This is a genomic window from Microcoleus sp. BROC3 (assembly GCF_036702515.1).
Classification (GTDB): Bacteria; Cyanobacteriota; Cyanobacteriia; order Cyanobacteriales; family Microcoleaceae; genus Microcoleus.
This window is the reverse complement of the sequence record NZ_JAUBTQ010000110.1, coordinates 1-8,454: the sequence shown is the minus strand read 5'-3', so window position 1 is coordinate 8,454 and position 8,454 is coordinate 1. Positions and strand designations below refer to the sequence as shown.

Annotated in this window: 8 protein-coding genes and 3 pseudogenes; 9 read left to right on the top strand and 2 right to left on the bottom strand. The window is 43.8% G+C overall.

Translation table 11 applies throughout. The features are described 5' to 3' along the window. A partial coding sequence (locus tag QUB30_RS32390) for a hypothetical protein (protein ID WP_333342241.1) occupies positions 1 to 348 on the top strand: 348 nt, incomplete at its 5' end. A gap of 405 nt (positions 349 to 753) precedes the next feature. Further along, positions 754 to 978 (top strand): bacteriocin, encoded by a 225-nt coding sequence (locus tag QUB30_RS32385; protein ID WP_333342239.1) that lies wholly within the window; start codon positions 754 to 756, stop codon positions 976 to 978. 576 nt (positions 979 to 1,554) lie between these two features. Here the strand turns inward: QUB30_RS32385 and QUB30_RS32380 are convergent. Then, positions 1,555 to 2,403: an arylamine N-acetyltransferase gene (locus tag QUB30_RS32380; RefSeq protein WP_333342237.1), complete on the bottom strand. Its 849-nt coding sequence runs from the start codon at positions 2,401 to 2,403 to the stop codon at positions 1,555 to 1,557. 476 nt (positions 2,404 to 2,879) lie between these two features. Continuing rightward, positions 2,880 to 3,231: pseudogene (gene tnpA, locus QUB30_RS32375) on the bottom strand (IS200/IS605 family transposase). A gap of 99 nt (positions 3,232 to 3,330) precedes the next feature. On the opposite strand from tnpA, the gene QUB30_RS32370 reads away from it, so the two are divergent. From QUB30_RS32370 to QUB30_RS32345, 7 genes and pseudogenes are all read left to right on the top strand, one after another. Next, positions 3,331 to 3,975: a transposase gene (locus tag QUB30_RS32370; RefSeq protein ID WP_333342235.1), complete on the top strand. Its 645-nt coding sequence runs from the start codon at positions 3,331 to 3,333 to the stop codon at positions 3,973 to 3,975. Between the two features lie 529 nt (positions 3,976 to 4,504). Beyond that, a pseudogene (locus tag QUB30_RS32365) lies at positions 4,505 to 5,410 on the top strand (reverse transcriptase domain-containing protein); the annotation flags it as partial. Positions 5,411 to 5,528: 118 nt separating this feature from the next. Next, positions 5,529 to 5,948 carry a helix-turn-helix domain-containing protein gene (locus QUB30_RS32360; protein WP_333342243.1) on the top strand — a complete coding sequence of 140 codons (420 nt, stop codon included), beginning with the start codon at positions 5,529 to 5,531 and terminating at the stop codon, positions 5,946 to 5,948. Between the two features lie 285 nt (positions 5,949 to 6,233). Next, positions 6,234 to 6,907, top strand: a pseudogene (locus tag QUB30_RS32355) (ISAs1 family transposase); the annotation flags it as partial. A 465-nt stretch (positions 6,908 to 7,372) separates the two neighbouring features. Next, positions 7,373 to 7,663 carry a hypothetical protein gene (locus QUB30_RS32350; protein WP_333342233.1) on the top strand — a complete coding sequence of 97 codons (291 nt, stop codon included), beginning with the start codon at positions 7,373 to 7,375 and terminating at the stop codon, positions 7,661 to 7,663. Then, positions 7,602 to 7,898, top strand: coding sequence for an IS66 family transposase (locus tag QUB30_RS34050; protein WP_445300577.1), 297 nt, complete (start codon positions 7,602 to 7,604; stop codon positions 7,896 to 7,898). The genes QUB30_RS32350 and QUB30_RS34050 overlap by 62 nt, the downstream gene beginning before the upstream one ends. Beyond that, positions 7,889 to 8,344 (top strand): IS66 family transposase, encoded by a 456-nt coding sequence (locus tag QUB30_RS32345; protein ID WP_333342230.1) that lies wholly within the window; start codon positions 7,889 to 7,891, stop codon positions 8,342 to 8,344. The genes QUB30_RS34050 and QUB30_RS32345 overlap by 10 nt, the downstream gene beginning before the upstream one ends. Positions 8,345 to 8,454: the final 110 nt, after the last annotated feature.

Sequence of the window (8,454 nt, the reverse complement as noted above, 5' to 3'; positions counted from 1 at the left end):
GATTTAACAAGCTCCTCAATTTACCTATCATGCTCGCCCACTTTTGTCAAACCCCTCTACTGTACCGACGCCCTAGACGCGATCGCTGATAATGCTGCTGCTGTGGGTGTGCCATACGCTTATTTTAATGGCGATCGCGAACCCTCGTCTTACCACTATCTGCGAAAACCCACCACTAAAATTACCCTGTGTACGCCAGAGACACCGATGCTCCCAACAAAAGGGGAAAGCATAGAAGCTAACTGGATATTTATGTTACAAATTCCTGAACTCAACACAGTACATTGGGCGATTGTTGACCGTTTGGGCGAAGAAGAAGCGTACAACTACGGTCGCTTCTTGTCCTGAGCGAGAGGCTTTCGTCTAAAGGGGTGCGGAATGTCGGATTTAATATTTTCCGCAAGAAAATCTATCGAAAAGTCTGGGTCAGGCCTTCCTTTTTCCCCGCTAGACTGACAGAAAGAGCAATTTGCTCCGTTTCTACTTTCCGTTGCCCTATGATAACTTCTCAGTCAACTTCTCATCGATTAAAGCGATCTGCGCTGATGAAAAACTTTGTGACCTTTGTGCCTCTGTGGTTCCTCAAATTCGCTTTGAAATTCGCACCGGCCGGGGCAAAGCTCCAGAAGTACCCATTAGCCGCCAAGGTGCTATTTGTCAACTTACTGCCGGCTGATTACTATTTTAAAAAAAGTGTATAAAATATTGTATGTACGCAAGTCCGTAATGTTTTTACGGGGACTTAGGATACTTATGAGTCAAATCGAAATCACTAATTTGCAGTCTGCCGAGCTATTTGAAGAACTGAGCGACGCTGAACTAACAACAGTGGTAGGGGGAGCATCTGCAACAGCGGACGTAAATGCAGATTCAAAGATAGGGTTAGACGAAGATGTTTCCAATGCCATTGTGCGGTTTGTCGGTCTTGATTCTGCTAACACTAAGTATGCTCAAGAATTAATCAAGAGATTGACTTGATTGAGGAGAGTGCTAGATTGGAAGATTCAACCCTTAGACTAAATCATTTCGGGAGCATCCCAATTTTGTAAGAAGATAAGAGAAAGGGGAATTTATTCGCGATTGTAACTCGCGAATAAATGGGATGGGTCTTTATGCCTCGAAAGACTTCAAAAGATATTGAGCAAGATAAAGTAGCTAGATTTGACCGTATTAAAAAGGCAATAACAGCTTTAGTTGGGGGACAGCCGAGATACTTGTAAAATAGGACACGGCGTAAAGTTTTGTAAAGGCAATCCGAAATAACTAAAAGCAGGAACGCCTGAAGTGCCTGTTACTCAAGACTTTCGCCTTTTGGGTTCTGTACGAGGGCAGAGTATGACTAATACTCTGCCTTCGTACAGACCCAAAAAGCGTCCATCTTTTACTGCTAAACATTTCAGGCTTTGCTACTTCAAGTCATTTTGTCTTGTATTTATTTGCAAAACTTTACGTCTTGTCCTCGGAATGCGGGTATCTCGGCTGCTGCCCTAATAGATTAACGAGAAAAGAATGATATGGTATGTTATATTGATTAACCGTTAACCGAGAGAATTGTTAGGTCATCGCACGCGACCGCTCGATTAATTGCTGCAACATCCGATCGAGATCGGTGATCGCTCCCAGGTTGAGACAAAAAACATTCTCAAGGGTAGCGCGTAACTTTGCAACCGTTGAAAGGACGCGGTGTTCTGTTCGACCATCCAAATAATGCACCGTAAACTGATTGTTCCACAAGGTATAACGACAACTTGAATCCGGTTTTGCCACCATCAAGTTAGTAACAAAAATCGAGTTGGGATGAGTTGAAACATACCAATTACTCACCTCATAATCGGGTAATTCTTGCTCCTCTCGATCGAATTTGTAAAGGGATTTCCACTCCTGCTTGATATATGCTTGCATAATGTAGCTGCGATCCGCTGCGCTCAATCGAAATGGTTCGTGGGAGGTAGGTTGTTCGAGATCCGGTGTCAAAGCAAGCGGCGCGGTAAGCGTTAACCCTCCGAATCCCGCATCTGCAATGTACGGCTCTCCATCAATATTGACCCACAGCACCATATGACTGCGGGGCGCGATCGTCCCGGACGGCAAATTCCACAGCACGCGAGCTGCTAGATTCGTTACCTGAAAGCCAAGAGCAAGCAAAACAGCCCGCAACAGTAAGTTTTGCTCGAAACAATAGCCGCCCCGTCCCTCGTGGATTAGTTTTTGTTGCAAGGATGCTAAATCCAGCTTCACAGGTTGGTTCAGGAGCGAATTGAGGTTTTCAAAGGCGATCGTGTGGGAATGTCGCTGATGAATTGCCTGTAACGTTGTCAGCCTGGGCGAGCAGTCACCACTATAGCCAATTCGTTGAAAATAGGCATCAAGGTCGATCTCAGTCAGCCGCTGTTGCAATTGCATATTTTATTATTAGAGTCAGTGCTGAGTTTATTCATGGGGAGCAATTAATTATTACGCATCCAACGTTCCTTCATGTTTAGCATCGGAGAAATCATAGATTTCGCTCGCTCCTTCGCGTCGGATCGTCGGCTTCCCCCGCCGATCGCTCCTTTCATCCCATCAAGTAAATCGGTAATGTCTCTTTGGTCGGGGCCGCGATTATCGCATACACCATCAAGGTATTTAAATTTTTGTGTCTGCTGAGTTTCTGCACTTTTCGGCGTTGCTTAATCAGGGTATGAAAAAAATAACTTGAAAATCCCGAAGTTTTGTGGATACTGGTTTCTCTGACTTGCATATTGAGCCAGTCATACCCTAAATCAGCAACGCCCTTTACCTTTGGCTTCAAATCAATTCTACAGTTTCACGCTTGCATCGCCCGCTGTCTCGGGCTGTACCTGTGCTGACCAAAAAAATGGGATACAAGCCCCGTCCTTCTAGGACGGCTTTTCTTGGTTTCTGATATATACCTTCAAAACTTCTTTCTTACGCACCTCCTACAGAAACAGCAAAATAACTAGGACTCCATAAAGCTTCTTTGTGGGGTTTTTCATGTCCAGCCTGTCCGTACCGACGACTGGAAACGCCTTTCAATGCGTTAACAATTTGAGATGTTGATAATTTAGGCGGATACTCAATCAGCGCATGAACATGATTACCTTCGACATTGAACTCTAGCACTTGAAAGTTCATTTTTTGGGCTACATCTCTAAACGATTTTTCAATCAGATCAAGACTTTCGCTCGTAAACACAGACCGACGATACTTTGTTACGCAGACCAAGTGCATTTTAAGTTCTGTAACAGAATGTCTTTCACGGCGGTAAATAGTTGTTATTGCTTACAAACCAATATATAATCAAATCTACAGACCAATATCAGTATAGCCATGAAGGCGAGATTCAAGTACAGATTTTATCCAACGACAGACCAAAAGCAGAGCTTGGCTCGGCTGTTTGGCTGCGTGAGGAAGGTCTGGAACGATAGCCTAGCTCTCTGCAAGCAGTCCGAGAAAAAGCCAAGTTCGGCCCAACTGCAAAAAATCGTGATCACCCAAGCGAAAAAAACCGAAGAAAGAGCTTGGCTAAGCGAAGTCTCCAATATTCCGCTACAGCAATCCGTGGCGGACTTGGAAACGGCTTTCAAGAACTTTTTAGACTCCTGCAAAGGAAAGCGAAAAGGTCGTAGAGTTGGTTATCCTAAATTCAAAAAAAGAGGAAACAGCCAGTCAGCACGATTTAGGATTGGAGGTTTTTCTCTGAAAAATAGCGGTATCTATTTAGCCAAAATTGGTATTGTTAAGCCAATATGGTCAAGGAAACTACCATCTGAGCCTAGTTCGGTCACAGTAATCAAAGATTGTGCAAATCGTTATTTCCTGAGTTTTGTAGTAGAAGTTCAACCCATTTCATCTGAGGCGAAAAACCAAAGTATCGGAATCGATTTGGGCAATCAAAGTGCGATTCGTTGGCTAGAAACCATTCCTAACAGGATTAGGGGGATTAGCCGCAAGGTGATGAACCTTGACAACTGAATGACCATGTAAGTGAGAGTCAGTACCCTAGAACACTCAAACCTTATCCCGCAGGTGCAGCGGTGACAGTACTTCCCCCAGGTTTGCGACTAGCCATCAAAGCCTGAAGCGGGGATCAAAGGTGTCAATACTGGAAGCCTAATCCGGTATCCATCGAGCAAAGTACCTATGAGTAAAAGCCTCGGCTTGAAAATGCGTCTGAATCGTCGTTACCAAAAACCAGCGAAATAAGGCTTAACGCGCTGGAGCCAAAAGGCAAAGGATAAGGAATTGGCAAGATTTGGTTTGACCAATAAGCACTTCCTATAAACCCGGCGAATAGCATTGCTCTAAAGGTACACAGAATGGTCATTCGGAACGAAGTAACCTCTCGCTTGCTCTCTCGAAGGTCGAATATCGAGAGTAGGTGCTAACCGTATGCAACGAGTAGGAAAGATTGGGTCAGAAGCTTAAAGTCTGGGGTAATGCCCAGGATATGCAGACGGACTCACGGTGATTTGGAAGGGAAAGTCTCAAGTAGTGAGTAAAAATGTCTAAAACGAGTTTAAAGACTACGGTAGAATGGAACCAAGTGAACTGGCGAAAGCTAGAACGTAAGGTTTATAAGCTCCAAAAGAGAATTTTTCAAGCCTCTCAACGTGGTGATGTGAAAGCATTACGCAGACTCCAAAAGACGTTGATGAAGTCTTGGTCAGCAAAGGTGTTAGCGGTTCGTAGAGTAACCCAGGATAACACTGGCAAGAAAACGGCAGGAGTGGACGGGGTGAAATCCTTATCCCCAGCAGCACGTTTAAAGTTAGTAAATAATCTAAAACTGGGGTCTAAAGTTAGTCCGACTAGGCGAGTATGGATTCCCAAGCCTGGGACGGAAGAGAAACGACCATTAGGCATACCTACAATGGAAGACCGAGCCTTGCAAGCACTTGTCAAACTGGCATTAGAACCAGAATGGGAAGCGCGATTTGAACCTAACTCATACGGGTTCAGACCTGGACGTTCATGCCAAGATGCGGTCGAGGCTATATTTTCAAGCATCAATAAAAAGCCTAAATTCGTGCTGGATGCCGACATATCAAAATGTTTTGACCGTATCGACCAGGAAGCACTGCTCAGAAAACTAAATACATTCCCCACCATTCGCCGACAAGTTCGAGCATGGTTAAAAGCAGGAGTGATGGACGGTACACAGTTGTTTCCTACATCTCAAGGTACGCCACAGGGCGGGGTCATTTCTCCGTTACTAGCAAATATAGCCTTGCACGGAATGGAAAAACGAATCAAACAGTTCGCAGACACTCTGCCTACTCGAAGTGGTCATGGCAAACGGGATAACCGATATAGCCTCAGCCTGATTCGTTATGCTGATGACTTCGTAATTCTCCACGAAGATATCACCGTAGTCCAAAGGTGCAGAGAGATAATCTCTGAATGGTTAAGTAGTTAGACAAAATTAATTACACAAATACATAGTAGAATGATATTCCAGGCAAAATTATGAGTTAATTAGAATTTCCTATGCTGTTTATCAGGGAAATAAATCCTCTTTCGTCTAAATTGCTCGACTCGAATTCATCGCCAAAGCCGACATCATCAGGTACGTCACGTGTGCACATTGCCTCATATTAGCTTCGCAAGGAGTAAAAAAAGGAGAGTTAATGAATATTTTTCAAATAAGTTATAAGACCCTCTATAACTGGTTCAATCGGTGGGAATTAGAGGGAATGATAGGAATTTATAATAAACTAGGAAGAGGTTCTAAGCCACTATTTAACTCTTCGCAGAAAGCCCAAATTAAAGAGTGGGCTAAACAACAACCAAGGTCATTAAAAAATGTTAGCCAAAAAGTTCAAGAAACCTGGGGCATAACTCCCAGTACAAAAACAATTCAAAGAAGATTAAAAACTCTAAACATGAGTTGGCATCTCCTTCGTAAAGGAGTTGCCGTCAAGCCTCCAGCCCAGGAATATCAATAGAAAAAGGCGCAATTAGAAGAATTAAAGCAATTGGATTATCAGAGTAAAATAGACAGGGTAAGCTCATCTAATTTGGTATAAAGTGTACTTGACAAAAAGCCGCCAATAGGCTCTCTATCTGTGCACCGAACTCAAACCTATAATTAAGTTTGAATCTTAACAAAGTCAATCAAGTTGAAACGGAGTTAAAGACAATGACAAATGGTTTTGCACCTAGATTGAAACTCGCTGTAAAATCTCAAGCTAAAAGAGCAGAAAAACGACAGTTAACACCTCGATCGCGAAATCCAAGCCAATTTATTGAATTATGTAGCAGAGCTCCCCGACCCCAGAGTTCAAAGAACCCAAAAACACTTATTAAAAGATATTTTAGTAATCTCTATTTTAGCCGTCATTAGCGGTGCCGAAGGTTGGGAAGACATGGAAAATTATGGCATCGCTAAACAACAATGGTTAGAGGAATTTCTCGAATTACCCAATGGTATCTAAGCGTGATGATACTTTTCGACGAGTCTTTGAAAGAATTAATCCTCAGGATGAGAGAACAATGTTTAGCGAAGTGGCTTCAAAGTATGCTTGGTTCGATAGTTGGCGAGATTATCCCCATCGATGGCAAAAGTGTTAGAGGTTCTTATGACCGTAATCAAGGCGTAAAAGCTTTGCATTTGGTCACGGCTTGGGCAAGTGAACAGCGTTTAGTTTTAGGGCAAGTTAAAGTTGAGGATCATTCCAACGAGATTACGGCAATTCCGGCACTCTTAGAATTATTAGACCTGACCGGGGCGATTGTTACTATTGATGCGATGGGAACGCCAACCGAGATTGTGAAACAAATTCGCCACAAAAAAGCTGATTATATTGTATCTCTTAAAGCCAATCATCCCACTTTACATTCTCAGGTTAAAGAATGGTTTGATACCAGAAGAGTTAATAACTTTGAAGGCATTAACGTTAGTTATAACGTAATTGCTCAACCCCCTTGACAAGAGAACGAGATAGACATTAGATAAAGGAATGAAAAAACTCCCTGACCTAAAACAACTATCGGACCAGGCCAAAGACGCCTTGATAGTAGAGCTATGGCAGGAAATCCAAAAACTGCGCGCAGCATTAACCACTGACGAATCAAAACCAGACTCATCCCCGGCTAAAACCAGCTCGAATTCCAGCACTCCACCATCAAAAGGATTTAAGCCAAACATCGGACCATCGAAAATAGAAGGACTCAAAAGACAAAAAAGCTTAGGCAGAGCAGGAGGGGGAAGATACCTACATCCCGAACCCGACCAAATCATTATCGCTCAAATCAAAAGTTGCCCCCAGTGTGGAGAAACAGTCACAGCCGATCGCCCAAAAATTGCAATCCGTCTATGACAAAATAGAACTACCACCAATTCGTCCGATCGTCAGCCGCATTGAGCGTTATGGTGGTCGCTGCACCTGTTGTCAAACCGACTATCTGGCCCCCGTACCCGCAGGAATGGAACCAGGTTCACCATTTGGCCGGGAGATTCAAAGCTCGCGTCACATATCTGCGCTACACTCATGCGATCGGCTACGAACGGCTGTCGGGAATCTTGTCAGAAGTTTTCGGGCTCAAGATCTCCGAAGGAGCGATCGCCAACCTTTTAAGTACAGTCAAAACCAGTTTAGATGACCTTTGTAAATCAGATACTACAACGATTGCGACAGGCAAAATTAATTGGCTCGGATGAAACCAGCGCCAGAGTTAACGGACAAAACCAATGGGAGTGGGTGTTTCAGAACCAAGATATTTGCCTGCATGTCATCCGTCCGAGTCGAGGGGCTGGAGTAATTAGCTCCGTTCTTGGGGAACATCGTCCGCAAGTGTGGGTATCAGATCTATTTAGCGCTCAAAAAAATCACCCAGCTGCACAATGGCAAGTGTGTGAGTGCCCATCAACTGCGGGATTGCCAATATGCCATTGATGCTGGAGACAGGATTTTTGCCAAGGGCGATGAAGAGGTTATTATTAAGGGCTTTTGTCATCCATCGACGACGCGACAGGATGGACGAGACTAAGCTGGAGCGATATCGCAGCAATTTACGGGAAAGATTAACCAGAATTTTGAGTTTAGCACCACATCAGCCGGATGGTGTCCGGTTACGAAAACGCTATGGCGAGCTGATGGATAATTTGTTCTTATTTCTGGAAGATGTGACAATTCCACCTACAAATAATTCTAGCGAACAAGCGATTCGGATGAGCGTGATATTTCGCCGCGTGACCAATTGCTTTCGTTCAGAATGGGGGCGAGATTTATTGGCGGCGGTTCGTTCAGTTGTGAATACTGGTAAAAGGCAAGGCTTAACCGCTTATCAAGCTATTCAACAAGCCCTTTCTATTCATAGCTCCCTTTTTTCCCCTAGTTGAGCAATTACAAATCATACTTAACGGGAAAAGTAAGATTCTGGAAAACTCCCTTGTATTTGAGCTTTACATTCAGGACATTCTTTGACCCCAACTTGGTGTTCTGTGACGAT

Coding starts and splice junctions, on each gene's coding strand:
- QUB30_RS32370 (WP_333342235.1), top strand. CDS start 3,331: ATGAAGGCGAGATTCAAGTACAGATTTTATCCAACGACAGACCAAAAG.
- QUB30_RS32385 (WP_333342239.1), top strand. CDS start 754: ATGAGTCAAATCGAAATCACTAATTTGCAGTCTGCCGAGCTATTTGAA.
- QUB30_RS32345 (WP_333342230.1), top strand. CDS start 7,889: ATGCCATTGATGCTGGAGACAGGATTTTTGCCAAGGGCGATGAAGAGG.
- QUB30_RS34050 (WP_445300577.1), top strand. CDS start 7,602: ATGACCTTTGTAAATCAGATACTACAACGATTGCGACAGGCAAAATTA.
- QUB30_RS32350 (WP_333342233.1), top strand. CDS start 7,373: ATGGTGGTCGCTGCACCTGTTGTCAAACCGACTATCTGGCCCCCGTAC.
- QUB30_RS32380 (WP_333342237.1), bottom strand. CDS start 2,403: ATGCAATTGCAACAGCGGCTGACTGAGATCGACCTTGATGCCTATTTT.